The organism is Roseibium sp. QJM3NY_11 (assembly GCF_056173175.1).
In genome coordinates, this window is sequence record NZ_CM149660.1 from 1,039,803 (window position 1) to 1,065,000 (window position 25,198).

23 protein-coding genes (1 of these 23 running past the window's edge) are annotated in these 25,198 nt (G+C 62.9%); 17 read left to right on the forward strand and 6 right to left on the reverse strand.

The genetic code is table 11. The features are described 5' to 3' along the window. Nucleotides 1-14 precede the first annotated feature (14 nt). Nucleotides 15-1,502: a MocR-like pyridoxine biosynthesis transcription factor PdxR gene (gene pdxR / locus AC0VX3_RS04740; protein ID WP_475523757.1), complete on the reverse strand. Its 1,488-nt coding sequence runs from the start codon at nucleotides 1,500-1,502 to the stop codon at nucleotides 15-17. Nucleotides 1,503-1,652: 150 nt separating this feature from the next. Here pdxR and AC0VX3_RS04745 point away from each other — a divergent pair, with 150 nt between their 5' ends. Both AC0VX3_RS04745 and AC0VX3_RS04750 read left to right on the forward strand, forming a co-directional pair. Further along, nucleotides 1,653-2,759 carry a mandelate racemase/muconate lactonizing enzyme family protein gene (locus tag AC0VX3_RS04745; protein ID WP_475523758.1) on the forward strand — a complete coding sequence of 369 codons (1,107 nt, stop codon included), beginning with the start codon at nucleotides 1,653-1,655 and terminating at the stop codon, nucleotides 2,757-2,759. A gap of 2 nt (nucleotides 2,760-2,761) precedes the next feature. Then, on the forward strand, nucleotides 2,762-4,255 hold the full coding sequence (locus tag AC0VX3_RS04750; protein ID WP_475523759.1) for an aldehyde dehydrogenase family protein: 1,494 nt from the start codon (nucleotides 2,762-2,764) through the stop codon (nucleotides 4,253-4,255). 89 nt (nucleotides 4,256-4,344) lie between these two features. On the opposite strand, the gene AC0VX3_RS04755 is transcribed toward AC0VX3_RS04750, so the two are convergent. Both AC0VX3_RS04755 and AC0VX3_RS04760 read right to left on the reverse strand, forming a co-directional pair. Next, complete coding sequence (locus tag AC0VX3_RS04755) at nucleotides 4,345-4,656, reverse strand: hypothetical protein (RefSeq protein ID WP_475523760.1); 312 nt, start codon at nucleotides 4,654-4,656, stop codon at nucleotides 4,345-4,347. 94 nt (nucleotides 4,657-4,750) lie between these two features. Then, nucleotides 4,751-5,422, reverse strand: a complete 672-nt coding sequence (locus AC0VX3_RS04760) for a GntR family transcriptional regulator (protein WP_475523761.1) — start codon at nucleotides 5,420-5,422, stop codon at nucleotides 4,751-4,753. Between the two features lie 266 nt (nucleotides 5,423-5,688). On the opposite strand from AC0VX3_RS04760, the gene AC0VX3_RS04765 reads away from it, so the two are divergent. From AC0VX3_RS04765 to AC0VX3_RS04810, 10 genes are all read left to right on the forward strand, one after another. Then, complete coding sequence (locus AC0VX3_RS04765; protein ID WP_342895541.1) at nucleotides 5,689-6,489, forward strand: transporter substrate-binding domain-containing protein; 801 nt, start codon at nucleotides 5,689-5,691, stop codon at nucleotides 6,487-6,489. Between the two features lie 249 nt (nucleotides 6,490-6,738). After that, complete coding sequence (locus tag AC0VX3_RS04770; RefSeq protein WP_342895540.1) at nucleotides 6,739-7,401, forward strand: amino acid ABC transporter permease; 663 nt, start codon at nucleotides 6,739-6,741, stop codon at nucleotides 7,399-7,401. A gap of 10 nt (nucleotides 7,402-7,411) precedes the next feature. Next, entirely contained in the window at nucleotides 7,412-8,074 is a 663-nt protein-coding gene (locus AC0VX3_RS04775) for an amino acid ABC transporter permease (protein ID WP_475523762.1), read from the forward strand. Continuing rightward, the gene (locus tag AC0VX3_RS04780) at nucleotides 8,071-8,793 is read left to right on the forward strand and encodes an amino acid ABC transporter ATP-binding protein (RefSeq protein WP_342895538.1); all 723 of its coding nucleotides are present in this window, start codon (nucleotides 8,071-8,073) and stop codon (nucleotides 8,791-8,793) included. The genes AC0VX3_RS04775 and AC0VX3_RS04780 overlap by 4 nt, the downstream gene beginning before the upstream one ends. 192 nt (nucleotides 8,794-8,985) lie before the next feature. Beyond that, nucleotides 8,986-9,945 (forward strand): dihydrodipicolinate synthase family protein, encoded by a 960-nt coding sequence (locus AC0VX3_RS04785; protein WP_475523763.1) that lies wholly within the window; start codon nucleotides 8,986-8,988, stop codon nucleotides 9,943-9,945. After that, entirely contained in the window at nucleotides 9,936-10,883 is a 948-nt protein-coding gene (locus tag AC0VX3_RS04790) for a 4-hydroxyproline epimerase (RefSeq protein WP_475523764.1), read from the forward strand. The genes AC0VX3_RS04785 and AC0VX3_RS04790 overlap by 10 nt, the downstream gene beginning before the upstream one ends. Before the next feature lie 67 nt (nucleotides 10,884-10,950). After that, complete coding sequence (locus AC0VX3_RS04795; protein WP_475523765.1) at nucleotides 10,951-12,228, forward strand: NAD(P)/FAD-dependent oxidoreductase; 1,278 nt, start codon at nucleotides 10,951-10,953, stop codon at nucleotides 12,226-12,228. Then, the gene (locus AC0VX3_RS04800) at nucleotides 12,225-13,328 is read left to right on the forward strand and encodes a cis-3-hydroxy-L-proline dehydratase (protein WP_342895534.1); all 1,104 of its coding nucleotides are present in this window, start codon (nucleotides 12,225-12,227) and stop codon (nucleotides 13,326-13,328) included. The genes AC0VX3_RS04795 and AC0VX3_RS04800 overlap by 4 nt, the downstream gene beginning before the upstream one ends. 9 nt (nucleotides 13,329-13,337) lie before the next feature. Next, nucleotides 13,338-14,363 (forward strand): trans-3-hydroxy-L-proline dehydratase, encoded by a 1,026-nt coding sequence (locus AC0VX3_RS04805; protein ID WP_475523766.1) that lies wholly within the window; start codon nucleotides 13,338-13,340, stop codon nucleotides 14,361-14,363. A gap of 308 nt (nucleotides 14,364-14,671) precedes the next feature. Continuing rightward, nucleotides 14,672-15,478 (forward strand): pyrroline-5-carboxylate reductase family protein, encoded by an 807-nt coding sequence (locus tag AC0VX3_RS04810; RefSeq protein ID WP_475523767.1) that lies wholly within the window; start codon nucleotides 14,672-14,674, stop codon nucleotides 15,476-15,478. 114 nt (nucleotides 15,479-15,592) lie between these two features. Here AC0VX3_RS04810 and AC0VX3_RS04815 read toward each other — a convergent pair whose 3' ends face one another. Genes AC0VX3_RS04815 through AC0VX3_RS04825 form a run of 3 tightly spaced genes read right to left on the reverse strand, consistent with a single transcriptional unit; the run spans nucleotide 15,593 to nucleotide 19,839 of the window. Beyond that, complete coding sequence (locus tag AC0VX3_RS04815; protein WP_475523768.1) at nucleotides 15,593-17,986, reverse strand: glycoside hydrolase family 31 protein; 2,394 nt, start codon at nucleotides 17,984-17,986, stop codon at nucleotides 15,593-15,595. A gap of 8 nt (nucleotides 17,987-17,994) precedes the next feature. Next, nucleotides 17,995-19,296 (reverse strand): TRAP transporter large permease, encoded by a 1,302-nt coding sequence (locus AC0VX3_RS04820; RefSeq protein ID WP_342895530.1) that lies wholly within the window; start codon nucleotides 19,294-19,296, stop codon nucleotides 17,995-17,997. Between the two features lie 18 nt (nucleotides 19,297-19,314). Further along, nucleotides 19,315-19,839: a TRAP transporter small permease gene (locus tag AC0VX3_RS04825; protein ID WP_475523769.1), complete on the reverse strand. Its 525-nt coding sequence runs from the start codon at nucleotides 19,837-19,839 to the stop codon at nucleotides 19,315-19,317. A 292-nt stretch (nucleotides 19,840-20,131) separates the two neighbouring features. On the opposite strand from AC0VX3_RS04825, the gene AC0VX3_RS04830 reads away from it, so the two are divergent. The 5 genes from AC0VX3_RS04830 to AC0VX3_RS04850 form a co-directional block, all read left to right on the forward strand. Then, on the forward strand, nucleotides 20,132-21,112 hold the full coding sequence (locus AC0VX3_RS04830) for a TRAP transporter substrate-binding protein (protein ID WP_475523770.1): 981 nt from the start codon (nucleotides 20,132-20,134) through the stop codon (nucleotides 21,110-21,112). Nucleotides 21,113-21,152: 40 nt separating this feature from the next. After that, nucleotides 21,153-22,973: a glycoside hydrolase family 2 protein gene (locus AC0VX3_RS04835; RefSeq protein WP_475523771.1), complete on the forward strand. Its 1,821-nt coding sequence runs from the start codon at nucleotides 21,153-21,155 to the stop codon at nucleotides 22,971-22,973. Further along, nucleotides 22,970-23,710: an FCD domain-containing protein gene (locus AC0VX3_RS04840; protein ID WP_475523772.1), complete on the forward strand. Its 741-nt coding sequence runs from the start codon at nucleotides 22,970-22,972 to the stop codon at nucleotides 23,708-23,710. The genes AC0VX3_RS04835 and AC0VX3_RS04840 overlap by 4 nt, the downstream gene beginning before the upstream one ends. 21 nt (nucleotides 23,711-23,731) lie before the next feature. Continuing rightward, nucleotides 23,732-24,907 (forward strand): mannonate dehydratase, encoded by a 1,176-nt coding sequence (uxuA, locus tag AC0VX3_RS04845; protein WP_475523773.1) that lies wholly within the window; start codon nucleotides 23,732-23,734, stop codon nucleotides 24,905-24,907. A 98-nt stretch (nucleotides 24,908-25,005) separates the two neighbouring features. Beyond that, nucleotides 25,006-25,198 carry the 5' portion of a dihydroneopterin aldolase gene (locus AC0VX3_RS04850; RefSeq protein WP_475523774.1) on the forward strand. The gene runs 254 nt beyond the window's last position, so only the first 193 of its 447 coding nucleotides appear in the window; the start codon lies at nucleotides 25,006-25,008; its stop codon lies beyond the right edge, outside the window.

The following is a 25,198-nucleotide window of genomic DNA, read 5'->3' on the forward strand; positions in this document are numbered from 1 at the left end:
AAACGTGTCGCGAGTCAGCTCGCGCTGCAGTCCGGCAGAATGGTCTTCAAAACATCGATGCCTTTCCTGATCTCATCCTGCGCGCAACTGCCAAATCCTAGCACGATGCCGCGTTGGGAGATGGGGGCGACGGCGTAGCGGGTCAGTGGTGCCGCCGTAATACCGTGGGCCGCGGCCCCTTCGACGATCTTGCCTTCTTCGAGGCGGGAGGACAACAGGCCGATTGCATGGAAGCCGCTGCTGGTCGGCTGCAGGTTGATATCGCCGGCAAGGCCGGCGGCCGCTGCCATCAGGGTATCGTGGCGATGCTTGTAGAGTTGGCGCATGGTGCGGATGTGGGTCGCAAACATGCCCTCGTCCATGAACTCGGCGACAATGGCCTGTGTGACCGTCGGAACCCCGCTGAGCCAGGTCAGGCAGACCTGTTCGAAACTCTCGATCAGGCCCTCCGGAACCAGCACGAAGCCGAGCCTGAGGGCAGGGAACAGGGATTTCGAGAATGTGCCGACATAGATGACCCGCCCGTGGGTATCGATGCTTTTCAGGGTCGGGGGCGGCTGGTCGCCGTAATAGAATTCGCCGTCGTAGTCGTCCTCCACGATGAGCGCGTCGGCGTCGTTGGCGGCTTTCAGGAGCGCCAGCCGACGCGGCAGGCTCATGACATGGCCGAGGGGCTGCTGGTGCGACGGGGTGACGAAGGCCAGACGGAAATGGGGGGCCTTGGCAAGACCGTCCTCCACCGAGAGTCCTTCCTCGTCCACGGCGACGGAGACCGGATTGGCGCCGACCGCGACAAAGGCATTGCGGGCGCCGATCGCACCGGGGTTTTCGAACCAGATCGGTTCGCCGGGATTGACCAGCATGCCGCCCACCAGGGAGAAAGCGCGCTGGGCGCCGTTTGTGATGAAAATCTGCTCCGGGTTGCAGCGGATGCCGCGCGAGGCATTGAGCTGGCGGGCGATCGCCCGGCGGAGCGGCATATAGCCGAAGGGTTCGCCATAGCCGGTGATGTGGTCGCGGTCCTTGCGCCAGTGGCGGGCGGACAGCTTTGCCCACTGGGCCATGGGAAAGGCGTCGAGCGCCGGCAGCGCGGTGACGAAGGCCTCGGACCTGTGCGGCAGCCGCGTGCGCGGCGCCAGATCGGGGATCGCGTGGCGGGCGGCGTGGGACAGGCGCGGCACGACGGCAGCGACATCGCTCGCCTCCCGCAGGGGTTTTGGCGCCAGGCGGGCATTGAGGGCTTTGCCGACATAGGTGCCCGCGCCGACCCTGGCTTCCAGAAGGCCTTCGGATATCAACCGGTCGACGGCGTCGATGACGGTGGTCCGCGACACGCCGATCTCCTGCGCCAGCGTGCGGGTCGCCGGCAGCCGGTCGCCGGGCGTCAGTGCTCCGGTCAGAAGCAGGTCGCGCAAGGCCATGTAGAGCTGGATGGCTATCTTCCTGTCGGCGGTCTTGTCGATCTTGATCGAGGACAGCACCGCACCGGCATGGCGCTTCATTCAGGCTCCTGTTCCAATTGGCTCCCGGTCCAATTGGTATGAGAGTTTGCTCAAAACGGATCTTATATCAAGTCCAATTCCAGGTAGGTTGACCTTTAGCCAATCACAAACCCGCCGGGACGGGCCGCGACCAGGGTCCGTGGAAAAAAGATGAAAATCCAATCAATTGAAACGTTTACCGATGAATTTGTCTGTTTTGTCCGGGTCACGTCGGACAGCGGTGCAACGGGCTGGGGGCAGGTGGCACCCTATTTTGCGGATATTACTGCGGAAGTTGTGCACCGGCAGGTGGCGCCCTATGCGCTCGGCCAGGATGCCTTCGACATCGACCACCTGATGGACATCATACCGGACCGCGAGCACAAGTTCCCCGGGGCCTATCTGCGCCGGGCCATGGGCGGGCTGGATACGGCGCTGTTCGACCTGCGCGGCAAACTGGAAGGCAAGCCGGTCTGCGAATTGCTCGGCGGCGCGCCCGGGAAGATCCGGGCCTACGGCTCATCCATGAAACGCGACATCACACCGAAGGACGAGGCGGAGCGGCTGAAAAGGCAGCAGGACCTCTTCGGCTTCGACGCTTTCAAGTTCCGGATCGGGGCCGAATGCGGCCGTGATCAGGACGAATGGCCCGGGCGGACGGAGGAAATCGTGCCGACGATGCGCAAGGCGTTCGGTGACGACACGGCGCTGCTCGTGGACGCCAATTCCTGCTATTCGCCGGCAAAGGCCATCGAGGTCGGCAAGGTCCTGCAGGATCACGGCATTTCCCACTATGAGGAGCCCTGCCCGTACTGGCATTACGACCAGACCAAAGAGGTGACCGACGCGCTGGAGATCGACGTCACCGGCGGTGAGCAGGACTGTTCGCTGGTCGACTGGAAACGCATGATCGATCAGCGTGTCGTCGACGTGATCCAGCCGGACGTGTGTTATCTGGGGGGCATGGTGCGCACCATGAAAGTGGCGCGGATGGCCCATGAAGCCGGCCTTCCCTGCACGCCGCATGCGGCCAATCTGTCACTGGTGACCCTGTTCACCATGCATCTGCTGCGGGCCATTCCGAATGCCGGCAAGTACCTGGAATTCTCGATCGAGCAGGAAGACTACTATCCGTGGCAGTACGGGCTTTTCAGGGCCTCGCCCTACGACGTCACTGACGGCCAGGTGACAGTCACAGACGCGCCCGGCTGGGGGGTCGATATCAACCCGGACTGGCTGGCGAAATCCGCCTACAAGATCAGTTCCAGGGAGGGCTGAGCATGTCTTCAGCAATCGACCTTTTGAAAGAATACGCCGAGACCGGCACGCTCAAGGCGCTGCCACTCGGTCATTTCATCGACGGTGCGTTCGCGCAGCCGTCGCACAACCGGACCCTGGAAAGTTTCGACCCGGGCAGGAGCATGGCTTTCGCCCGGTTCACCGCAGGCACGGCGGAAGACGTTGACCAGGCCGTGATGTCGTCGCGCGCGGCGTTCGAGACCGTCTGGCGGGACACTGCACCTGTGGAGCGGGCGCGGATCCTTCAGAAAGCGTCGGCACTGATCCTGGACAATCTCGATCTACTGGCCGTCACCGAGACCCTCGACAGCGGCAAGCCACTGCAGGAGGCGCTTGGCGACGTGCGCGGCGCGGCGCGGACCTTCGAGTATTACGCGGGCGCCTGCGACAAGCTGCAGGGCGACAGCTTTCCGCTCGGGCCGGATCATATCGGTTACACCATTCACGAGCCGGTCGGGGTCACGGCGCATATCATCCCGTGGAACTTTCCGATCTCGACGGCGGCGCGCGGCTTCGCTCCGGCGCTGGCAGCCGGCTGCACCGTGGTGGCCAAGCCGGCGGAACAGACCCCGTTCACCGCGCTGCTGCTGGCCAGGATCCTGAGCGATGCCGGTCTGCCGGATGGTGTCTGCAACGTGGTGACCGGAACCGGCCGGGAAACAGGGGCGCCGCTGACCGCGCACACGGATGTCGATCACATCACCTTCACCGGGTCGATTCAGACCGGCCGGACCGTGATGAAAACGGCGGCCGAAGAGATCACCCGCGTGGTGCTGGAACTCGGCGGCAAGTCGCCTGTGGTGGTGCTGGCCGACTGCGACCGGGAGCAAGCCCTGACCGGCGTGCTCGGGGCAATCTACGAAAATGCCGGCCAGATCTGTTCGGCAGGCTCGCGCCTCGTGATCGAAAAGAGCATCCATGAGCAGTTTGTCGAAGATCTGGCAGCGCGGGTGAATGCCCTGATACTGGGGCACGGTCTTGAAAAACCGGATGTCGGCCCGATCAATTCCGCCGGCCATCTGGCCAAGGTCGCCGGCTTCATCGACCGGGCACGGGAGCGCGGTGCGAACATCATTGCGGGCGGGTCGGTGACCCACGATCCGGCGACGGGCAAGGGCTGGTTCTTCGAGCCGACCATCGTCGATGCGGTTGCCGCCGACGATGAGCTGGCTCAGGATGAAATCTTCGGGCCGGTGCTGACCGTCCAGGTGGCCGATGATGCCGACCATGCGCTGGAACTGGCCAATGACTGCCAGTACGGACTGGTCGCCGGCATCTACACGTCGAATTTCGCCCGGGCCCATCAGCTCGCGCGGCGGATCGATGCCGGCCAGATCTATATCAACGAATATTTCGCGGGCGGGGTCGAAGTGCCGTTCGGCGGCAACAAGAAATCCGGCTTCGGCAGGGAGAAGGGCCTTGAAGGCCTGAAGAGCTACTGCAAGACCAAGAGCATCGCCGCAAGGATCACCTGAAGGCGAATGCCTGAAAATTCTGTCCCGACTCCCACTGCAAGGCCGGTTCGCGTTCCCCGAACCGGCCTCTTTTTTTTATGCGGTTGCCGTCAGTCCCGGAGCGGCTGCTCCGGCACCTCGTCAGGTTCGATCACGGGTGTTTGCCCTGCTTGCGGCGCCGGTTCGACAAGCTCTCCGTCACCGACCGGTTCGGGCCTTAGAACGCCTTTGCAGTCGGACAGAGGTTGTGTCTCCATGTTTTCCGAAGACCGACTGTCACCGTGATCCTGACGCGGCCGGACGATGCAGTCTTCATGCTCCTGAGCGGCGACACCTGGTGTCGCAGTCAGGACGACAGCCGCCATCAAGGCGGATTTGAGCGCGGCGCGGGACGGGCCGGAGCGATTTGATGCAATGTTCACCTGGGTGACCTCCTTGGTTCGCTTCCGTCGGGAAAACGTCCCGAGGGCCAAGGAGTTCAATCAGGGTCTGCCGGAGCCGGCGAAGTTTCGGCGATCACGTTTCGGTCGGCAGGTCCGGCAAATGCTTCAGCAAGGACTCCTTCGCGCCCCGGATGTGTTCGCGGGTCAGCGTCGAGGCGAGGTCCGCGTCACCGATTTCGCAGGCTTCCAGAATGGCGAAGTGCTCGCGGCCGGCACGGTCCATGCCGTCGGACATGACGAGCTGTGCGCGGACCTGGCGTTCGACGCGGTCGATGGCATTGTCGGCGATCTCCTGGAAGAACTTCAGGTCGCTCGCGCTGTACAGCGTTTCGTGAAAGGCGCGGTTGAGATCGCCATAGGCCATCGGATCCGTGGCCGCGGAAAAGGCCGCGCATTTGTCGCGTGCCCCGGCCAGCAGCTGCCGCGACATGCGCGGCACCGCATCCCGGATGATTTCCGGCTCGACCAGGGCCCTCAGGTCGAAGATCTCCGCGGTCTCCTTCGCCGACAGCCCGGCGACCACGGCGCCCTTGTAGCGCCGGGTCCTGACAAGGCCCTGTTCCTCGAGGCGCGAGATCGCCTCGCGTACCGGAATCCGGCTGGTGTTGAACAGACGGGCGATTTCGTCCTGGCGGAGCGGTTCGCCTTCCTCGATCTGGCCCTCGATAATGGCTTTCCGGAGCGCGTCGAAGACAATCGAAGACGCCGAGGCGGTCGCGGAAATATCCATCGATTTCAGTTTCATAAGCCGTTTCTCCCTGAGGCCTTCTTTTAGGGGAAGGTCGCATTGCTTTGAAGTGAAATTCATTTTGAATATTTCATATTGAATATTGGATCCAATCTGGTTTATCAATATCGGGCCAGACGATTTTCCGGGGAAGGAGGACGCCCCGGCGCCGGGCACGCTTCGCAACCGGTCAGGATACGACCGGAGTTTGACATGCAAAATCAGGCCCGGGTCGGAAGAGGTCCGGGGACCAAAAATCTTCGAAAAAAGGAAGAGGGGAACTCATGTTCAAGAAATTTCTGGCCGCGGCCGCCGTGTCGATCGCCACAGCGGTTCCGGCAACAGCCGACACGCTCGACGATGTTGTCGACCGGGGTGAACTGCGCTGCGGCGTGGTGCTCGATTTTCCGCCGATCGGCTACCGGGACGAAAACAACGAACCTGCCGGTTATGACGTTGACTATTGCAACGACCTTGCGGCTGCCCTGGAAGTCGAACCGGTCATTCTGCCGCTGACCTGGGCTGAACGCCTGCCGGTGATCGTCACCGGGCGCGCCGACGTGGTCTTCGGTGCAACGTCCGACAGTCTTGCACGCGCACGGACGGTCGGCTTCAGCATTCCCTACGCAATCTACTATGCCCAGGGCGTGGTCAATTCCGATAGTGGTATCAAGACGTTCGAAGACATCCGCGGCAAGCGTGTCGCGGCGGCCATCGGCACCGTGCCGGAACAGGAATGGCTGAAGATCGCCGCCGAATGGGGCGAGGAGGATCTCTACCAGGGCTACCAGTCCGAAAATGAAGTGTTCCTGGCCGTGGCCCAGGGCAAGGCCGATATCGGTATCACCACAAACACGGCAGTCAAGCCGATTGCCGATCAGTATGACACCATCGACGCCGGCCCGCGCATGCCCTGGACCACGGATTACACGTCCGTTGTCGGCAAACGCGAAGACGTGACCTGGCTGAATTTCCTCAACCTGTTCGTCACCCATCAGGCGCGATCCGGCCGGTACCAGGAGCTGTGGGGCAAATATGTCGGCGGCGAAGCTCCCGAACTGCGCATTCCGGGTGTGATGTACTAAGTCGCGGACCTGAAGCGTTCCGTCTGGAAACGGGCTGTGCGCGTGTTCGAATGGCGTCTTTGACCCGAGGCCGTCTCACTCCCGGTGAGCGGCCGGCGTGAAACAGCGGGTGAGGGGGCGGATCTGGCAGATACGCCGGGGAACTCTCCTCACCCATCCCTCTCGTCGAGGGAAGGTGTCACGCCCTGCCATGCGAACACGCCGCCTTGCCCTGATCCGGAGGATCCAGCCGGAGCTATCGGTAGATCAATGTTCGACTATAATTTCCACTGGCGGCCGGTCCTGAAAAACCTGCCGGACCTGCTGGAAGCGGGGCTCCTGACACTTCAGGTCGCCACGCTTGCGATGGTCCTCGGTATCGTCATCGGCTTGTGCCTGGCGCTGATCCGGATGAAGCTGAAGGGGCCGCTCTACTGGCTTGCGACGGCCTGGGTGGAGCTGGCGCGCAACACGCCGGCCCTGTTCCAGCTGTTTTTCTTCGGCTTCGGTCTGGGGGCCTTCGGCCTGCACCTGACACCGTTCGCGATCGTGCTCGCGGGCCTCAGTTTCAATTGCGCCGGCTATCTTGCGGAAAATTTCCGCGGCGGGTTTCAGGCGGTGCCCGATACCCAGCTGCGTGCGGCGCGCTCACTCGGCATGACTGCGTTTCAGGCCTATACGCGCATCATCATTCCGCAGGTGTTCCGGATCGTCTATCACCCGCTCACCAATCAGCTTGTCTGGGCGGTGCTGATGTCGTCGCTCGGCATGCTGGTCGGTTTCCGCGAGCTCTCGGGCGAGACCCAGTTTTTCGCCAGTCGTACCTTTCGGATCTTTGAATATTTCGCCATGACCGCCGTGATCTATTATGTGATCGTGAAGTTCATTCTCCTTGCTTCCCGGCTTCTGGCCATGCGCCTGTTCCGATACTGAGGAGACCGGTATGAACCAGACACTCAACTTCTTTTCCGGCTTCAACATCAACGATCTGTGGTTTCTGGGAGAAGCCGCCCTCAGAACCATGTGGATCTCCGCCCTGTCGATTTCCATCGGCACGGTGCTCGGCGCGGTGTTCGGCTGGCTGCTTTACGAGGGCCGGGTCTGGGCGACTGTCCTGCTGGCCCCGGTGCTCGATGTCTTCCGCTCCGTGCCGCTGATCATTCAACTGGTGCTGTTTTACAATTTCGCCCCGATCGCCGGTCTCAACCTGGATCCGTTCGGATCGGGTGTGGTGATCCTGACGATCTACACCGCCGCCCTTGTCGCCAGTGTCGCCCGCGGCGGGATCGAGGCTGTCGGGCAGCCGATGCGCCGGGCGGCCCGGTCACTGGGAATGAGCTACTGGCAGGACATGCGTTATGTCGTGCTTCCCATCGGCGGGCGGGCGGTGTTTCCGGCCTGGGTCGGGGTCGCGCTCGGCGTCATGAAGGACAGCGCCCTGGTATCCGTGCTTGGGTATGTCGAACTGCTGAAAGCCAGCCAGATCCTGATCACTAGGACCCAGGACCCGTTCCTGATCCTCTCCATTGCCGGCGCGTTCTATTTCGCGCTGTCCTTCCCGATCTCGCGCTTTGCCGCAAAACTTGAAAAGAGGTGGGCTCAATGATCGAGATACGCGGCCTTGAGAAATATTTCGGTTCCCTGCAAGTGCTCAAGGGCATCGATCTGGACGTTCAGAAGGGCGAGGTGCTTTCCGTCATCGGCGCGTCGGGCTCCGGCAAGTCGACGCTGCTCTATTGCATCAACGCTCTGGAGCCGATCGACAAAGGCTCCGTGATCGTCGACGGCACCGATGTCCACGCCAAGGGCACCGACATCAACAAGCTGCGCCAGAAACTCGGCATGGTGTTTCAGCAATGGAACAGCTTTCCGCATCTGACAGCGCTTGAAAACGTCGCGCTGTCTCCCCGGATCGTCAAGGGCAAGTCAAAAGCCGAGGCGTTGCAGATTGCGGAAAAACAACTGAAACATGTCGGGCTGGAAGACAAGCTCAACGTCTTTCCCAATGCCCTGTCCGGCGGACAGCAACAACGCCTCGCGATTGCCCGGGCGCTTGCCATGGAGCCGACCTACATGCTGTTCGACGAGGCAACTTCGGCGCTCGATCCGGAACTCGTCGGCGAAGTGCTCGACACCATGCGGTTGCTGGCCGACGAGGGCATGACCATGATCTGCGTCACGCACGAAATGGGCTTTGCCCGCGACGTCTCCGACCGGGTCGCGTTCTTCCAGTCCGGTGTGATGGAAGAGATCGGTCCGCCGGATCAGATCTTCGGTCAGCCGGTCTCTGAAAACACCCGCAAGTTTCTTGCAAACGTCCGCTGATCCGCCGCGATAATCGGCCGTCGGCCCGGAGCATCCTGCAGGCGCGTGAGCACAGGCGGTTGACCGAACACTTAACAGGCAGATGAACTGTTGGAGATCCGCAGGATTCCGATTGGCCATCCGCCGACCCAGGGGCTCATGTCCGCCACGCGCAATCCGTGGCGGCGGGCCCGACCCTTCAAGGAGTAGACAATGACGTCCAATATCTTTTCCGGCACGATGCCTGCCCTGATGACCCCGTGCAAGGCCGACCGCTCGCCGGATTTCGATGCTCTCGTGAAGAAGGGCAGGGAACTGATCGATGCGGGCATGTCCGCGGTCGTCTATTGCGGGTCCATGGGTGACTGGCCGCTTCTGACGGACGGCGAGCGCATGGAAGGCGTCGAGCGTCTGGTCCGGGCCGGTGTGCCGGTGGTCGTGGGCACTGGCGCCGTCAACACGAAGGCCGCCGTCGCCCTTTCGGCGCATGCCGAAAGGGTCGGCGCGCACGGGCTGATGGTGATTCCGCGGGTGCTGTCGCGCGGCAGTTCGGTGATCGCGCAGAGGCATCATTTCAGCGCCATCCTCAAGGCCGCGCCGAGCCTGCCCGCGGTGATCTACAACAGCCCCTATTACGGTTTCGCCACCCGCGCAGACCTGTTCTTCGACCTGCGCGCGGAGTTTTCGAACCTGATCGGCTTCAAGGAATTCGGCGGCTTCGACGATCTGCGTTATGCCGCGGAAAACATAACATCCCAGGACGACCAGGTGACCCTGATGGTCGGCGTCGACACCGCCGTCTATCACGGCTACGTCAATTGCGGCACGACGGGTGCGATCACCGGCATCGGCAATGCCCTGCCCAGGGAAGTGCTGCATCTGGTGGCACTGTGCAGGAAGGCGGCGGAAGGCCACGCGGAAGCGCGCCTGAGAGCCAAGGAACTGGAAGAGGCGCTCGGTGTGCTTTCCAGCTTCGACGAGGGCCCGGATCTCGTGCTTTACTACAAGCACCTGATGGTGCTGAACGGGGAAGACGAATACCGCCTGCATTTCAACGAGACCGACGCGCTGAGCGATGCGCAACGCAACTATGTCGAGGCTCAGTACAGCCTGTTCAAGGCCTGGTATGCGGACTGGTCGAAGCAGGGAGGCGTGATCGGCGAATGCGCGTAATCGACAGTCATACGGCCGGTGAACCGACCCGGGTCGTGCTTGACGGCGGTCCCGACCTTGGATCGGGCACGCTGGCCGAGCGGGCGGCGCGGCTGCAGGCGGAGCATCTCGATTTCTGTGCGTCCGTGGTGCTTGAGCCGCGCGGACACGACGCGATCATCGGGGCGCTGCTGGTACCGCCGGACGATCCCGGGTGTGCGGCCGGGGTGATTTTCTTCAACAACCTTCGGAACCTGGGCATGTGCGGCCATGCCACCATCGGCCTCGGGGTCACGCTGGCCCATCTGGGACGGATCGGGCCGGGCCGGCACGGTCTCGACACGCCGGTGGGCAGGGTCGGGATCGATCTTCTGGATGCCAACACGGTGTCGGTGGTCAATGTCGAGAGCGACCGGCACCTCAAGGACGTCACCGTCGAGGTCGACGGGGTCGGGCCGGTGACCGGCGACGTCGCCTGGGGCGGCAACTGGTTTTTCCTGGTCGGAAAAAGCCCGGTCGCGCTGAGCGGAGCCAATATCCGCCCGCTGACCGACCTGACGCTTGCCATACGCACGGCACTGGAGACGGCGAACGTGACGGGCAGGGACGGTGCCTGGATCGACCATATCGAGCTGTTCGGACCGGCTGAAAATCCGGAGGCCGACAGCCGCAATTTCGTGCTGTGTCCGGGAGGCGCCTACGACCGCTCGCCCTGCGGCACGGGCTGTTCGGCGAAACTGGCCTGCCTGGCGGCGGACGGAAAGCTGGCGCCGGGCCAGGACTACGTTCAGGAGAGCGTGATCGGCAGCACCTACAGGATCAGTTACCAGCCCGGTCCGGGCGGCGGCGTCATCCCCACAATCACCGGTCAGGCCTTCGTGACATCGCGCGCCACCTTGATGTTCGACGCCGCCGATCCCTATCGCGCGGGCATCCGCCTTCAGGACACATCCTCGTAATCGAGGACGAGATGTCAGCCGGTTTGCGGGGCCGCCGTCCCGCGCATTTTTGCAGGTTTGATCATTCATGACGGACACACAGGTCCACGACAGTGTTGTGATCGGCGCCGGGATCATCGGCCTTAGCAGCGCGCTCGCCCTTCAGGCGCGGGGCCGGCAGGTCATGGTGCTGGACCGTGAACGGGAGACCGCGCGGACATCGGACATGAATGCCGGCGCCTTTGCCTTTGCCGATATCGTTCCGCTGGCGACGCCGGGGATCATGCGCCGCGCGCCGAAATGGCTGCTCGATCCGCTGGGCCCCCTGTCGATCCCGCCGGGCTATGCCATCCGGATCGCACCCTGGATGTTGCGCTTCTGGCGGGCCAGCCGGCCGGACCGCTTCAAGGCCTCCCTGACCGCGCAGGCCGCCTTGATGAAGCTGTCGCGCGCGGCCCTGGACCGGCAGGTTGCCGATGTCGGAGGCGCCGGCCTGATCCAGCCCGAGGGCCAGCTTCAACTCTATGAGGGCGCACATGAATACCGCGCCAGTCTTGCCGGCTGGGCCTTGCGGCGCGATCACGCGATACGCTTCGACCTTCTCGAAAGTCCCGAAGCCATCGCCGAAATCCAGCCTGGTCTGGATCACCGCTTCACCCATGCCGGGTTCACGCACGACTGGGTCAATACCTGTGATCCGGCCCGCTGGCTGGGGCAGCTCCGGTCCGTGTTCCTGGAACGCGGCGGCCGGATGGCCGATTGTGCCGCAAGAGTATTGACGCCGGGCGAGGCCGGTGTCGGGATTGAAACTTCGGCCGGCACCATGCTGGCTCGCAATGTCGTGGTTGCCGCAGGGGCTTGGTCCCACCGTCTTGCCCGGACGCTGGGCGACCGGATCCCCCTGGAAACAGAGCGCGGCTACAATACAACGCTGCCCGAAGGCGCCCTGGACCTGCGCACGCATCTGACCTTTTCAGGGCACGGTTTCGTGGTGACGAAGATCAACGGCGGCATCAGGGTCGGCGGCGCGGTCGAACTGGGCGGGCTCGACCTGCCGCCCAACTACAAACGTGCCGACATCCTGCTTCAGAAAGCGCGAAGCTTTCTTCCCGAGCTGAAGACGGAAAACGGCACCAGGTGGATGGGGTTCCGCCCGTCTCTGCCGGACAGCCTTCCCGTCATCGACCGCTCACCGCGGGATCGCCGGATCCTCTACGCCTTCGGCCATGGCCATCTGGGGCTGACCCAATCCGCCGGAACCGCGGAACTGGTGGCCAGCCTTTCCGGCGAAACACCGCCCCCCATCGATATCAGCGCTTTTTCAGCGCGCCGTTTCCAAGGCAGCTTTCAAGGAGAACTTTCATGAAAATCTCGGCCATCAATGTCTATCAGGTCGACCTTCCACTCAAGGAAGGGCGCTACAGCTGGTCCAACGGAAACTTCGTCGAGGTGTTCGACAGCACCGTTGTCGAGATCGAGACGGATGAGGGTCTGAAAGGGTATGCGGAATGCTGTCCGCTGGGATCCGCCTATCTACCCAGTTTCGCGCTCGGCGTGCGCGCCGGGCTGCAGGAACTGGCGCCCCATCTGATCGGCATGGATCCGCTGAACATCGGTGAGATCAACCGGGTGATGGGCGCGGCCTTGCGCGGTCATCCTTATGCCAAGGCGCCGATCGACATTGCCTGCTGGGATCTGCTCGGCAAGGCCACGTCACTGCCGGTCTATGTTCTCCTCGGCGGCGCGGCCCAGGACGATGTGGTGCTCTACCGGGCGATCAGCCAGGAAGACCCGGAGGTCATGGCGAAGAAGATCGAAGGCTATGCCGCAGAGGGCTACACCAAGTTCCAGCTCAAGGTCGGCGGGGATGCCAATGACGATATCGAGCGCATTCGCGCGACACGGTCCGTTCTGAAAGCCTCGGACCTCCTGGTCGCGGACGCCAACACCGGCTGGACCCGGCACGAGGCGGCCCGGGTGGTCGGCGCCGTTTCCGATCTGGACGTCTATATCGAGCAGCCCTGCCTCACCTATGAGGAGAGTGTTTCCATCCGCCGCCGCACCGGCCTGCCGTTCATCCTGGACGAAGTGATCGACGGACCGAACACGCTGGTGCGCGGCATCGCGGAAGATGCGATGGATTGCATCAACCTCAAGATCTCCAAGGTCGGCGGGCTGACCGCGGCCAGGCTGATGCGCGACCTGTGCGTCGCCCACGGCCTTCCCATGACCATCGAGGATACCTGGGGAGGTGACATCACCACCGCGGCGATTGCCCATCTGGCCCGGTCGACGCCGGCCGAATTCACGTTCTCGGCGACAGATTTCAACAGCTACGGCACCGTCGATATTGCCGAGGGCGCGCCAAAACGGATTAATGGCCGGATGACCGCTTCCGAGCGTCCGGGCCTCGGCATAACGCCTATCCTCGACGCATTGGGCGACCCGGTCGCCCGGTATTCCTGAGAGAGCATCATGCGCAGCAGCAAGACCGTTCACGTGATTTCCTGCCATGCGGAAGGCGAGGTCGGCGATGTCATCGTCGGCGGGGTCGCGCCGCCGCCCGGAGACACGCTCTGGGATCAGCGCAGCTTCATCGCCAGCGACGGGACCTTGCGCAACTTTATGCTCAACGAACCGCGCGGCGGCGTGTTCCGGCATGTCAATCTGCTGGTGCCGCCGAAACATCCCGACGCGGACGCGGCTTTCATCATCATGGAACCGGAGGACACGCCGCCCATGTCCGGGTCCAACTCGATCTGCGTGGCGACGGTGCTGCTCGACAGCGGTATCGTTCCCATGAACGAGCCGGTCACGGACATGGTGCTGGAGGCGCCGGGCGGTCTGGTCCGGGTCCGGGCCGAGTGCCGCAATGGCAAGGCAGAGCGGATCTTTGTCCGGAACGTGGCAAGCTTTGCCGGCAAAATGTCGGTGCCGCTCGAGGTGGAGGGGCTTGGGACCCTGACGGTGGATACCGCCTATGGCGGTGACAGTTTCGTCATGGTCGACGCGGAGGCGCTGGGCTTTGCCATTGCCGAGGACGAGGCGGGGGACCTTGCGCGCCTGGGTGTCAGGATCACCAACGCGGCCAATGCGCAGATCGGGTTTTCCCATCCGGAAAACCCGGGCTGGGATCACATTTCATTCTGCGCCTTTTGCGGCCCCGTGGCACGGAACGACACGGGCCTGCACGGCCGCTCCGCGGTTGCCATTCAACCGGGCAAGATCGATCGTTCACCGACGGGGACAGCCGTGTCCGCGCGCATGGCGCTGATGGCGGCCAGGGGGCAGATGACGGTCGGTGACACCTTCGAGGCGGTTTCCATCATCGGTTCCTCTTTCACCGGGCGGATCGTTGCCGATGCGGCGGTCGGCGACGGCGCGGGCATCATTCCGGAAATTTCCGGCCGGGGCTGGATAACGGGAATTCACCAGCACATGCTGGACCCGGGCGACCCCTGGCCCGGCGGTTACCGGCTCCGCGACACCTGGGGTGCCTGATCCCCGTCTGACACTGGCCGATAACAATATTCCCAAGCAGTTTGCGCAGTCCGCCAAAGGACACGACAGGCAATCGTGTCTTTCGAGTCCTTTGACGGATCGTCGCCGCCCTCAAAACTCTTACTACTGATTTCCAGTGGCGCTGTGTACTGTTGCGCTATAATGGTAAATGCGTGAAAGATTCGGGCTGAGGTGGCTGCAATTGGGTTGCCGGACCGGTCAGGCGCAACAGATCATCCTCAATCGAATGCAGGGGACGTATGACAAACCTTGTGGACCGGGGTATCTGCCTTGTCGGGTGTGGTTTTATGGGCAAGGCTCTTCTGTCGCGCTGGCTCGCGGACGGGATCGCGGCCGAGTCGCTGTTCGTTCGCGATCCGAGACCGGCCGACTGGTTGACGCGCGTCGAAGGCATCCATCTCAACGAGCCCTTTCCCGATCAGCCGGCCGGGATCGTGATCGCAACCCGGCCGCCGGATGTCGACAAGATCCTGCCGTCTCTGGAAGCGTATGGCGGCGGCGGCACGCTGATCATGTCGATCGCCGCCAGCAAGCCGCTTTCCCTTTTCGAGTCGCATTTTTCAAAAGGCACCCCCATCGTCCGGGCGATGCCGAACCTGCCGGCGACGGTCGGCGCCGCGATCACCGCCTATGTCACGAACGGGCAGTTGAGTGACGATCAGAAGGCGCTGTTCGTCAGGCTGATGACGTGCGTCGGCACGGTTGTCGAAATGCCGGAAGAAGACCTGCTGCCGATTGTCACCGCGCTTTCCGGAGCGGGGCCGGCCTATGTCTTCGCCATGGCCGAAGCCTTCGCCGCAGCGGGCCTCGAACTCGGCCTGCCGGAAGATCTTTCACACGAGTTGGCCATCAAGATGATCGCCGGGGCCGGACGCATGCTTGCGGAGCCGGAGGCGGATGCCACCGGTTTTCGCGTCGCGGTTACCTCCAAGGGCGGTACCACGGAAGCGGGCATGCTGGAATTCATGGCGGACGAGCACGGCATTCACGATCTCGTCAAACGCACGGTCGAGGCCGCCGCCCTGCGTTGCGGAGAGCTTTCAGGCCAGCAGCGCCAAAAGGACCCGGCTGACCTGAAGGTCATAAAGGACTGACGCGGTTAACCGGTCAGATGCTGTCCACCTCATTCGAACGTGTCCGCCGGTATCCTGACGCAAGGCCAGGACGTGCCGGTCGGACATCGCCCGCGTGAGTGAGGGGCAGAGGTGTCAGGACCTTGCCGTGGTCAGAAAGCGGATCGAGTCCGAAGGGGCGTGTACAGCGCCATTGACGATGAGCGGGGACGGTTCCGCAAGCCAGACGGACACCGTCTCGAAAGCCGGCTGCCAGTGTCCGCTCCGTTGCCAGTCCAGATGTACCGCGCCGTCACTGCGGGCGAGCGCGAGCCGTGTCAGGCAATGGTCCCCGGTCAGCGCATCGGGGCTTGTGCCGTCGTCGTCATAGAACTGCGTGACGCTGTCGGGCGTGCCATCGGGTTGCGGATAGATGCGCCAGGTCCGGTCTGTGTCCGAGGCCGGGTCCGAACGCAGGCCGGCCGCCGCGAGCGGCAGGACCGCGCCGCCGCGCACGAACAGCGGGATCGTCTCCAGGGAGACGGGAACCTCGATCACCTGCCCGCCGGGATACCACCGGCTGCCGTCAAAAGCCCACCAGCCTTCGGCGTTCGCGGGAAGCGTGACCTTCCTGCAGGTGGCGCCTTCTTCCACGACTGTTGCGACCAGAAGGTCCTTGCCGAGCAGAAAGTCGAACTCCGCCGCGCGACAGGCCGGGTCGTCCGGATGATCGAGAAACAACGGCCGCAGCATGGGTTCGCCATCGGTCACCGCCTGGTGGAGCAGACCGTAGAGGTAGGGGATCAACTGTGCGCGCAGCTTCAAGGCGTCTCGCACCAGCGGCGTGATTTCCGGATACATCCAGGCTTCGTTGGCCGTGCCGTCGTCATTCCAGGAGTGGATGGTGAAGCGTGGATGGAAGATGCCGTTCTGCACCCAACGCAGGAACAGCTCCGGTTCCGGGCGGGGGCCGGCGAAGCCGCCTACATCGTGGCCGATATTGTAGAAACCCGACAGGCTGAGGCCGAGACCCATGGGTATGTTCCAGCGCAGCGTCTGCCAGGAGGTGTAGTTGTCGCCGGTCCAGGTCTGGGCATAGCGTTGTGTGCCGGGGCAGGCACAGCGGGAGATCAGATAGGGCCGCTCGTCCGGCTTGTCGGCCCGCTGGGCATCAAAGGACGCCCGCGTCATGAGCTGGCTGTGCAGCGGCCGGATCAGGTTGACCGCAATGGCATCACCGAACCCGGCGCAAATCGCCTCGTCGTCCCAGACCTCGTATTCGTTGTTGTCGTTCCAGGTGCAGTGAATGCCTTTGGCGAAGAGCTGGTCGTGCAGGTTTGTCTGCCACCAGGTCACGGTGTCCGGATTGGTGAAGTCCAGATGCGAGCCGGTGCCGTCCCAGAAGGGGGATTGTTCCGGGGAGCCGGTTTCGCTGTCGCTGATGAACAATCCGGCCTGCTGCACGTCCCGGTAGAGCGGGTGATCGTCAAGCAGAACAGGCTTGATGTTGGCAATCAGGTGAATGCCGGCCTGGCGATACGCCTCCGTCAGGGCTTCCGCGTCCGGGAACCGGTCGGTGTTCCAGTGGAATACGTAGCGTTTTGCCCCGATCGCGGTATAGCCGGAGGACAGCTGGAAACTGTCACAGGGCATCTGCTCGTCGGAGAGCTTGTCCAGGAATTCCATCAGACGCTCCTGGGCGTTGTCGGAATCCGTGTATGCCATGGTCGAACCGGAATAGCCGAGACCCCAGCGCGGCATGAAGGCGGTGCCGCCGGTCAGCCAGTGCTGCCGCCGGGTGATGTCCAGGACCGTCGGTGCCCAGCTGAAATAATAGTCCAGGTCGCCGTCATCTGCGCGGAACGACCGGAAGGGCGGATGGTAGTTGTCCTTTTCATTTCCCAGATCGAACCAGCACGGGGCGAGCGTGTCGTAATAGAGACCGTATGCGCCAAGTTCGCCGCGATCGGTGATGGTGAACGGAACATGCTTGTAGAGCGGATCGGTTGAACGGGCGTCATAGCCCATGGCGTCCAGGTTGCGCATCTCGAAGCGGCGCCCGGAGCGCTCCAACTGTCCGGTCTTCTCGCCGAGACCGTAGCTGCGCTCGCCGTCGAACCGGCGCATGTAATGGTACTTTCGATGGTCCCGCCGTCCGATCATGTAGGCATCCTGGGGCCGGTCACGGGCAATTTCGCGATAGGGGCTATCGGGCGCGGTGCGCGCTTCCCAGACCAGAGCCAGCGGCGTTTCGACAGTCAGACGGAGACAGTCCGTTTCAAGAACGATGCGGGTTTCCTGCGTGTCCAGCACGAATTTAGGACAGGTGAAGCCGTCGAGATCGTCCCGGGGCCGGCCTTCCCAGGGGACATCGGCGGCGGGCGCGATGGCCCAGGTGCGGTCGAGCCGCCAGGCACCGTCCTTCAGGAGGCTGACCCGGATCAGATCCTGTTCGAGAACCCTGATTTCGAGCCGGTGCCGGGTTTCGACATCCACGGCGAAGCCCGTGCCGGTTCGGCCGGCGAACTGCCAGTCTTTCAGCGATTTCATGAATTTTCCTAGTAACCGAGAAGAACGCGCGGCAGGAACAGGCTCAGTTCCGGCACATAGGTGACCACGAGCAGCAGCGCGACCAGCACGGCGTAGAAACCGAGCATCGGCCGGATGACTTCACCAATTTTCACTCCGGCGACCGAACAGCCGACAAACAGGGCCGACCCGACCGGTGGCGTGCAGATGCCGATACACAGGTTGAAGGTCATGACCACCCCGAAATGCACCGGATCCATGCCGAGATCCTCCACCACGGGCAGAAAGATCGGCGTGAAGATCAGAAGCGCCGGCGTCATGTCCATGAAGGTGCCGACCACCAGCAGTGCCAGATTGATGATCAGCAGCAGCACGATCGGATTTTCGGACAGGCCGAGCAGGATATCGGAGATGGAATAGGGAATGTCGGCAAAGGCCATGGCCTTGGACATGGCAATCGAACAGCCGATCATCAGCAGCACGATCGAGGTCGTTACCGCGCTTTCCAGAATGATGCCCGGCAGATGGCGCCAGGTGACCTCGCGGTACACGACCAGCGCGAGGAACAGGGTGTAAACGACGGCCACAGCCGAGGCTTCCGTGGCGGTGAAGACGCCGCCGATGATGCCGCCCATGACGATCACGATCAGTCCGAGCGGCAGCATGGCCGCCAGCGACTTGTCGAGGACTTCCTTTCTGCTCGGGCGCTCGGCAACCGGATACCCGCGCCGCTTGGCGATGAAACCGGCCACCAGCATCAGGCTCAGCCCCATCAGGATGCCGGGTACGTAGCCGGCAACGAACAAGGCCGCGACGGAGGTGCCGTTGGTGATCAGGGAATAGACGATGAAGGTGGCGCTCGGCGGGATCAGCAGGCCGGTTGGGCAGGAGGCGATGTTGACGGCCGCACTGAAGGCCGGATCGTAGCCTTCCTTCTTCTGCAGGGGGGCCATGACACCGCCGACGGCCGCTGCCGAGGCCACGGCGGATCCGGAGATGGAGCCGAACATCATGTTGGCAAGCACGTTGCAGTGGGCCAGCGCGCCGGGCAGACGGCCGCCCAGCACCTTTGCGAACTCGATCAGGCGCATGGCGATGCCGCCCCGGTTCATGATGTTGCCCGCCAGAATGAAAAACGGGATTGCGAGCAGGGTGAAACTGTCAAGGCCGGAGGCCACCTGCTGCGCGACGATATAGACCGACTGGTCGAACGACATGAACAGCAGGAAGGTGGCAAACGCGGCCAGACCGATCGAAAAGGCGATCGGCACTCCAAGGACCATGAGCAGGGCGAATGTCCCGAACAGAACCAGGACCGATTGAATATCCATGAAAGTGGGGTGTCCTTGTCAGTCCAGCGGGCCGCCGGCCTTTGCAGCCGTCGCCTGGTCGTTCGGGCCGCGGCCCTCGCGGAAAAGGTCGGCCAGGAATGTCAGGCAGTAATAGAGCATGCAGAGGCCGGAAAACGGGATTGCCGTGTAGATCAGTCCCATCGGCAGGCGCAGGGCCGGGGAGACCTGGCCTGTTTCCAGCGTTCTGCTCACAAGGTCGAGACCGCCATAGACCATGACGACGGCGGCAAACAGGGCGATCGCGGCGATGATGCCGCAATTGACCAGCAGGCGGGCCAGCCCCTTGGTGATCACCGGCAACAGGTCGATGGCCAGGTGACGGCGCTGGCCGAGCGTATAGGCTCCGCCAAGAAGGGCGACCCAGATGAACAGGAAACGGGCCATCTCGTCGGTCACCGTGCTCGGGCTTTGCAACACGTAGCGCGAGACGACCTGCCAGACGACGCAGGCCACCAGCACCGTGAAGGCGATGGTTATGACAAGGCGCAGGACAAGGTCCACGCCCCTGGTGATAAGTGTCACGATTTTCCTCCCGCGCCGGGTCTTCCGCGCCAAGGGTGGCGCCTTGTGGTCAGGGTCCGGTCACACTAGACATGCGACAGGAATAAAAATTGGTCAACCAATTTTGTAAAAAAGGTTGACTGATTTGAAGAATTGGACGAACAATTTGCCATCCGCGGCGATGCAAGGCCGCGAAACAGGGTCATGCCGCACTCAGGTGAGTTCACCGTATCGCGGATGATCCGATGGCCGGACGGAAAAGTCCGGCAGGTTCCTGGTTTCTCGCGGCCGAGGCCGCTCTTGGGAGGAAAACATGTCGAAATTCGTGAAACTCGCGGCCGTTCTGGCCGCTGGTGTGGTCGCGCTTGGCTCTGCGGCCAACGCCAAGACACTGCGTCTCAATCACAACAATCCGGAAGACCATCCGCTGCACAAGTCCATGGAATTCATGGCCGAGCGTGTGGATGCGCTGACCGATGGCGACCTGAAGATCCGGATCTACGCCAATGCCCAGCTCGGCACGCAGCGTGAGTCCATGGAACTGATGCAGAACGGCGCCCTGGACATGGCACGCTCCAACGCGTCCGAACTGGAAGCCTTCGAGGAATCCTACGGCGCGCTCAACCTGCCTTACATCTTCGTCAGCGCCGACCATTATTACGATGTGCTCAAGGGCGACATCGGCGCCGACATCCTGTCGGCCTCCGCAGACAAGGGCTTCGTCGGTCTTGCCTTCTATATCGAGGGTGCCCGTTCGTTCTACGCCAACAAGCCGATCCATTCGCCGGCCGATCTCGAAGGAATGAAGATCCGCGTCCAGCCGAGCCCGTCCGCGATCCGCATGGTCGAGCTGCTCGGCGGCAACCCGACCCCGATCTCCTGGGGTGAGCTCTACAGCGCCCTGCAGCAGGGTGTGGTCGACGGCGCGGAAAACAATCCGATGGCCCTGACCTCCGCCCGTCATGGCGAAGTCTCCAAGTTCTTTTCCGATGACGGCCATACCATGATCCCGTCCGTGGTGATGATCTCCACCGAAAGCTGGAACGGTCTGTCCGACGCGCACAAGGAAGCCGTTCGCACGGCCGCCGGCGAGTCCATGGACTTTCACCGCGCCCAGTGGGACGCCATGAGCGCCGAGGCTGTCGAGACCGCGAAAAGCGAACTCGGCGTGGAATTCATCGACGTGGAAAAGGGTCCGTTCATCGAAGCTGTCCTGCCCATGCACGAGGAAGCCGCGCAGAAGTCGCCGGTCGTTGCCGACCTGATCAAGCGCATCAAGGCCGCCGCCCAGTAAGCGGTTGATCGAAAAGCACCAGGTCCGGAGACTTACATAAATGCTCGAACGTTCCCATCTCGCCGACAATGCGCTTCAGGCGCTGCATGACGAGGACTACAACGTCCCCTTCAACACGCAGACCCTGAACCATGACGGGCTGGTTTTCATGGGCGGGCGGGCTGTCACCAGCCTCGACGGCGACTGGACCTTTTGCGTCGATCTTCTTGACACCGGCCTCCGGCAGAAATGGTTCGCCATGCTGCCGGAGGCCCCGGAGGACCGCACGGAGCCCTGGGACTATGATCCCTACATGGGCGAGACCGTGCCGGTGCCCTCCAACTGGGCCATGCTCAAGGAGAAATGGTATTTCTTCGAGGGCAGCGCCTGGTACACGCGGCCGCTGGATGTCGACACGGTCGATCCGGACAAGCGCCAGTTCCTGCGCTTCGGCGCGGCAAGTTATGACTGCAAGGTCTTCCTGAACGGCGAATTTCTGGGCAATCACTACGGCGCCTCGACGCCGTTCTGCGTCGACCTGACCGGCAAGCTGAAGCCGGGCCGCAACTGGATCATGGCCTGCGTCAACAACACCCGTACTCTTGACCGGGTGCCGATGCGCAACACCGACTGGTTCAATTACGGCGGCCTCTACCGCGAGGTCTGTTTCTTCGAGACGCCGAAGAGCCTGATCCGGGATTTTTTCATCCATCTGGTGCCGGACGGAACCTACGGGACCTTGCGCGCGCAGGTCACGGTCGATGGGCCGGTTGCCGGCGCCGCGCGGCTGGAGATTCCGGATCTTGGCATCAACGTGGAGATGGCCGTCGACGGGGCCGGCAAGGCGCAGGCGGATATCCCTGTCCGGCCGGACCTGTGGAGCCCGGAAGCGCCGGTGCTCTACGATGTGACCGTCAGTTGCGGCGAAGACCGGGTCACCGACCGGGTCGGTTTCCGCCAGATCGAACGCCGCGGCACCGATATTCTCCTGAACGGCGAGCCGCTGTTCCTGCGCGGTATTTCCGTGCACGAGGACGATGCGGCACTTGGCAAGGTCACCAATGATGCGGATCTGCGCCGGCGTTTCGAGCATGCGCGCGACCTCGGCTGCAACTATCTGCGTCTTGCCCATTATCCGCACCACGAACAGGCGGCCCGGATCGCCGACGAACTCGGCTTCCTGCTCTGGGAGGAGATCCCGGTCTACTGGGCGATCGATTTCGACAATCCGGCCACCTACCGGGATGCGGACAACCAGTTGGCGGAACTGATCAAGCGCGACCGCAACAGGGCCAGCGTGATCATCTGGTCGGTCGGCAACGAAAACCCGGACACGGATGCGCGGCTTGAGTTCATGAAGGGGCTGGCGCAGACCTGCAAGACGCTCGATCCGACCCGGCTGACGTCGGCGGCCTGCCTGGTCAACCATGCAAGAAACCGGATAGAAGACCGGCTCGCGGCCCATATCAACGTCATCGGCCTGAACGAATATTATGGCTGGTACGAGGAAAACTTCGAGGATCTGGCCGCGATCGGCGAAAACTCCGATCCGGATCGGCCTGTGGTGATTTCGGAAACCGGCGCGGACGGCGTGATCGGCGAAAAAGGGCCGGCGCGGGGCCTGTTCAGCGAAGACTATATGGCCGAGGTCTATCGCAAACAGATCGCGACCTTGCGCCGCCTGAGCTACATCAAGGGCATGTCGCCGTGGATACTGTACGATTTCCGGGTCGAACGGCGCCAAAACATCTTCCAGAACGGCTATAACCACAAGGGGCTGATCGCCGCCGACAAGACCACGAAGAAAAAAGCGTTCCATATCCTGGCCGGCTTCTATCATGAGATCGCGGCGGGAGGCGAGACCGCGAGGGAGGCCTCATGACGGGCGATGCCGCAAAGCGCCGCTATCAGGAAATTGCCGAACTGCTTGCCCGGCGGATCAACGAGAAGGGCTACAAGCCCGGCGACAAGTTTCCGACCGAGCGCCAGATTTCGCTTGAACTGGGCATCAGCCGGTCGCTGGTCCGGGAAGCCTTCATCATGCTGGAAATCGAGGGTTATCTCGATGTGCGCAAGGGGTCGGGCAGCTATGTCGCGGCCGGCGAGAAAATCTCGCTGAACATTCCCAAGGCCGATTTCGGTCCGTTCGAGCTGCTTCAGGCCCGGCAGCTTCTGGAAAGCAGCATCGCCGGCTTCGCGGCAACGACCATCACCAAGAACGATATCGTGCAACTGCGTGAAACGCTGGAGCTGGAACGCAAGGCCATCGAAAACGGGCAGGAAGACTATACGGCGGACAGGCTGTTTCACCGGCAGATTGCGGAAGCGACCCAGAACAGCGTGCTGGTCGACCAGGTCGAGGACCTGTGGACCAAACGGGAAGACAGTCCCATGTGGGCCCGGCTTCATGACCGCATCTTCGATCTCAGCTACCGGGCCAAATGGCTGGATGACCATGCCGCGATCCTGGAAGCGTTGCGTCACCGCAATTCGGAAAAGGCGCGGGCCGCCATGTGGCAGCATCTTGAAAGCGTCCGCCGGACCCTGCTCGAACTCTCCGACGTCGGCGACCCGGAATTCGACGGTTATCTTTACAGACCGGCTGCCGCGGCGCCCTAGTATCAGGAAAGACTGCAAGTCATGATCGAAAGCTGGCGCTGGTTCGGGCCCCGGGATCCGATCTCCCTGACGGATATCCGCCAGACGGGCGCAACCGGCATTGTGACCGCCCTGCACGATCTCCCGAACGGAGCTGTCTGGCCGGAGGCGGATATTTCCGCGCGGCGGGACATGATCGAGGCGGCGGGCCTGAAATGGCTTGTCACCGAGAGCATTCCCGTCCACGAGGACATCAAGACCGGAGCGCCGGGCTGGGAACACAAGGCCCGCAACTGGGCGCGGAGCGCGGTGGCCCTTGCCCGGCAGGGCGTCGCGACCATCTGTTACAATTTCATGCCGGTGCTGGACTGGACGCGGACCGACCTGGTCTATGAACTCGAGGACGGCGCGACCGCGCTCCGGTTCGAATATGCCGCCTATGCCGCCTTCGATCTCTTCATCCTGCAACGCGAAGGTGCGGAAGCCGGTTACAGCGCCGACGAGATCGCGGCGGCAAGAGCCCGGTTTCAGGCCATGTCGCCCGCGGAGCGGGACCGGCTGACGGCCAATATCCTTGCCGGCCTGCCGGGGTCGGAGGAAAGCTACACACCGGACAGTTTCCGCGAACGGCTCGGTTCCTATCGCGATGTCGGCCGCGAGGACCTTTTCCGGAATTTGCAGAATTTTCTGGACTTCGTGCTGCCGGAGGTCGAGGCGGTCGGCGGCGTGCTGGCGCTGCATCCCGACGATCCGCCGCGGTCGCTGTTCGGGTTGCCCAGGATCGTGAGCACGCAGGCGGACCTGGAACGGATCGCGGCCATGCATACCTCAAGGGCGCACGGCTTTACCCTGTGTACAGGGTCGCTCGGCGCGCATCCGGACAACGACATTCCGGCGCTTGTCGATCTGCTCGCGGACCGCATTCATTTCCTGCATCTGCGGGCAACCCGGCGGGAAGACGATCCGCGTAGCTTTCACGAGGACGCCCATCTGGCCGGCGACCTCGACATGGTCGCCGTCATCCGCGCGGTGAGGCGACTGGAACGGCAGGCGGGCAAGGTCCTGCCGATGCGGCCGGACCACGGTCACCGTATCCTGAACGATCTGACAGGCACGTCCACGCCCGGATATCCGGCCATCGGCCGGCTGCGCGGCCTGGCCGAGCTGCGCGGCGTCGCCTGCGCAGTCGAAGCGCTGGACACGGCCGGCGCGCAGTAGCCGTCAGCGATCTGCGGATCCGGTTTCCCTTGACGGCCGGGCAAGGGGAATGACATGGCTTGTCATTCGCACATGTCAGACACTTTCCCGGAAAAGCCATGCCGACACATCCAGATACGACACCTCCTTCCGATGCTCCGCTGCGGGAGCCGGGCGCTTCCGTCGAAGACGGTCGGGATATGATCGTGATCGAGGGGCTGGCGGTGCCCGCCGAGATCGGCGTGCTCGACAGCGAGAAAGGCCGCCGGCAAGCGGTGCGCTTCGACGTCGAGATCCGGACGGTGCCGGACT

Coding starts and splice junctions, on each gene's coding strand:
- pdxR (WP_475523757.1), bottom strand. CDS start 1,502: ATGAAGCGCCATGCCGGTGCGGTGCTGTCCTCGATCAAGATCGACAAG.
- AC0VX3_RS04745 (WP_475523758.1), top strand. CDS start 1,653: ATGAAAATCCAATCAATTGAAACGTTTACCGATGAATTTGTCTGTTTT.
- AC0VX3_RS04750 (WP_475523759.1), top strand. CDS start 2,762: ATGTCTTCAGCAATCGACCTTTTGAAAGAATACGCCGAGACCGGCACG.
- AC0VX3_RS04760 (WP_475523761.1), bottom strand. CDS start 5,422: ATGAAACTGAAATCGATGGATATTTCCGCGACCGCCTCGGCGTCTTCG.
- AC0VX3_RS04765 (WP_342895541.1), top strand. CDS start 5,689: ATGTTCAAGAAATTTCTGGCCGCGGCCGCCGTGTCGATCGCCACAGCG.
- AC0VX3_RS04770 (WP_342895540.1), top strand. CDS start 6,739: ATGTTCGACTATAATTTCCACTGGCGGCCGGTCCTGAAAAACCTGCCG.
- AC0VX3_RS04775 (WP_475523762.1), top strand. CDS start 7,412: ATGAACCAGACACTCAACTTCTTTTCCGGCTTCAACATCAACGATCTG.
- AC0VX3_RS04780 (WP_342895538.1), top strand. CDS start 8,071: ATGATCGAGATACGCGGCCTTGAGAAATATTTCGGTTCCCTGCAAGTG.
- AC0VX3_RS04785 (WP_475523763.1), top strand. CDS start 8,986: ATGACGTCCAATATCTTTTCCGGCACGATGCCTGCCCTGATGACCCCG.
- AC0VX3_RS04790 (WP_475523764.1), top strand. CDS start 9,936: ATGCGCGTAATCGACAGTCATACGGCCGGTGAACCGACCCGGGTCGTG.
- AC0VX3_RS04795 (WP_475523765.1), top strand. CDS start 10,951: ATGACGGACACACAGGTCCACGACAGTGTTGTGATCGGCGCCGGGATC.
- AC0VX3_RS04800 (WP_342895534.1), top strand. CDS start 12,225: ATGAAAATCTCGGCCATCAATGTCTATCAGGTCGACCTTCCACTCAAG.
- AC0VX3_RS04805 (WP_475523766.1), top strand. CDS start 13,338: ATGCGCAGCAGCAAGACCGTTCACGTGATTTCCTGCCATGCGGAAGGC.
- AC0VX3_RS04810 (WP_475523767.1), top strand. CDS start 14,672: ATGGGCAAGGCTCTTCTGTCGCGCTGGCTCGCGGACGGGATCGCGGCC.
- AC0VX3_RS04815 (WP_475523768.1), bottom strand. CDS start 17,986: ATGAAATCGCTGAAAGACTGGCAGTTCGCCGGCCGAACCGGCACGGGC.
- AC0VX3_RS04820 (WP_342895530.1), bottom strand. CDS start 19,296: ATGGATATTCAATCGGTCCTGGTTCTGTTCGGGACATTCGCCCTGCTC.
- AC0VX3_RS04830 (WP_475523770.1), top strand. CDS start 20,132: ATGTCGAAATTCGTGAAACTCGCGGCCGTTCTGGCCGCTGGTGTGGTC.
- AC0VX3_RS04835 (WP_475523771.1), top strand. CDS start 21,153: ATGCTCGAACGTTCCCATCTCGCCGACAATGCGCTTCAGGCGCTGCAT.
- AC0VX3_RS04840 (WP_475523772.1), top strand. CDS start 22,970: ATGACGGGCGATGCCGCAAAGCGCCGCTATCAGGAAATTGCCGAACTG.
- uxuA (WP_475523773.1), top strand. CDS start 23,732: ATGATCGAAAGCTGGCGCTGGTTCGGGCCCCGGGATCCGATCTCCCTG.